Source organism: Nocardia concava NBRC 100430, from assembly GCF_000308815.1.
GTDB classification, from domain to species: Bacteria; Actinomycetota; Actinomycetes; order Mycobacteriales; family Mycobacteriaceae; genus Nocardia; species Nocardia concava.
Genome location: NZ_BAFX01000113.1, coordinates 1 through 1,725, shown reverse-complemented (window position 1 = coordinate 1,725; position 1,725 = coordinate 1). Strand labels below are relative to the sequence as shown.

Genomic DNA, 1,725 nt, shown 5'->3' with positions numbered 1-1,725 from the left:
GATTTCCCCGTTCATCGATGCGGGGCCGGTGATCGACGGCCTGATGGAGATGATGCACGTCTATTGCACGCCTTCTCAGCGCAAGGCGTACTGGCGGACTCGCCGGGCCAACATGTGATTCAGAGTGCCTGAGGTCAGGTAACCCGGGGAAAGATAAACGAAAAGTGTGGTTGCGTCGCCTGCCCTACCGGACTTGGGCTGACGCCGGGTTGGGAGCCGTGACTCACCTTCCAGCCCACGGACTGCACGGATCACCTTCTAGGACAAAACCAAAGACCAAAAAACCAAAAGGCAGAGCGCTAGTGGCGATCGGCGAGTCGGATGACGAAACGTAGGCCCGACCAGTTGTCGTCGAGGGCGGCGACCTTGTTGTCCACGAGACCCTGGGAGAGCCCGTATTCGCGGACGTCGGTCTCGCCGAGATCGGTCTGCATGCCACTGGTCTTCTTCGGCCAGGCCAGCCACAGGCCGCCGTCGACGGCCAGGCCGCGTCGCCAGATCGCGAAGTGCCGCAACAGGGTTGCCCGATCGGGGCAGAAACCGAGGATTACGTCGTAGGGGCCGGATCCCGCGCGCCGATGCAGTTCCGTGCCCGGCGGGAGGTCGCCGAGCTCGAAACCCGTTGGAGCGCCACTCAACAGGACACGGCTCTGCTCTTTGATGCCGAGTTTGCGGGGCAGCGGTGTCCCCGAGTACCCGGCCACGGCTACTGGACCGGTTGGGTGCGGTAGAGGTCCGGTTCGATGTAGATGACCCGGGCCGCGGGGACTTCGGCGCGGATGCGGGATTCGGCGTCGTCGATGGCGGCGGCGATATCGGCGATCTCCAGACCGGGGGTGATGGAAACCTTTGCGGCGACCAGCATTTCCTCGGGGCCGAGGTACTGGGTGCGCAGGTGGATGACGCGGTCGATGTGGTCCTTGTCGACCATGGCCGCGCGGATCTTTCGATCCTCTTCGGGGGTTGCGCCCTCACCGATGAGCAGGCTCTGCATCTCGATGATGAGGATGACGGCGATGATGCCCAGCAGGATGCCGATGGCCAGGGTGCCGATGCCGTCCCAGATGGGATCGCCGGTGATCATGGTCATGCCGATGGCGGCGAAGGCGATGATCAGGCCGATCAACGCGCCCGAGTCCTCGAGCAGCACGACCGGCAGCTCCGGGTTGCGGGAGTTGCGGATGAAGCGCCACCAGCTCGCATTGCCCTTGAGCGGCGTGGATTCCCGCATGGCGGTGATGAAGCTGTAGCCCTCCAGGCAGATGGCGAGGCCGAGGATGACGATGGCGACGATCGCGTTGGAGAGTTCCTCGGGGTGCTGGATCTTGTGGATGCCCTCGTAGATCGCGTACAGCGAGCCGAGAGCGAAGATCACCAGGGCGACCACGAAGGAGTAGAAGTAGCGGTTGCGGCCGTAGCCGAAGGGGTGGAGCTCGTCGGCTTCCTGCTCGGCCCGGCGCTGGCCCAGGAGCAGCAGGCCCTGGTTGGAGGTGTCGGCCACCGAGTGCACGGCCTCGGCCAGCATGGAGGCCGAGCCGGTGATGGCCGCGCCGACGAACTTGGCCACCGCGATACCGGCATTCGCGCTCAGCGCCGCCAGGATGGCTTTCTTACCGCCGCCCGCAGACAAATGAAACCGCCCCTTCCCGAACTGTGTTTACCTCGAACCGATGTCCGTTTTGTCCAACACGCTTGACCGGGAGAGCCTACCGTCCGCTGGCTAAT

2 protein-coding genes are annotated in these 1,725 nt (G+C 64.3%); both read right to left on the bottom strand.

The window, feature by feature from the left end; genetic code table 11:
* Window positions 1-299: 299 nt before the first annotated feature.
* Window positions 300-704 carry a hypothetical protein gene (locus ON43_RS27020; RefSeq protein ID WP_040811926.1) on the bottom strand — a complete coding sequence of 135 codons (405 nt, stop codon included), beginning with the start codon at window positions 702-704 and terminating at the stop codon, window positions 300-302.
* Between the two features lie 2 nt (window positions 705-706).
* Window positions 707-1,630, bottom strand: a complete 924-nt coding sequence (locus ON43_RS27015; RefSeq protein WP_040811924.1) for a cation diffusion facilitator family transporter — start codon at window positions 1,628-1,630, stop codon at window positions 707-709.
* Window positions 1,631-1,725 lie beyond the last annotated feature (95 nt).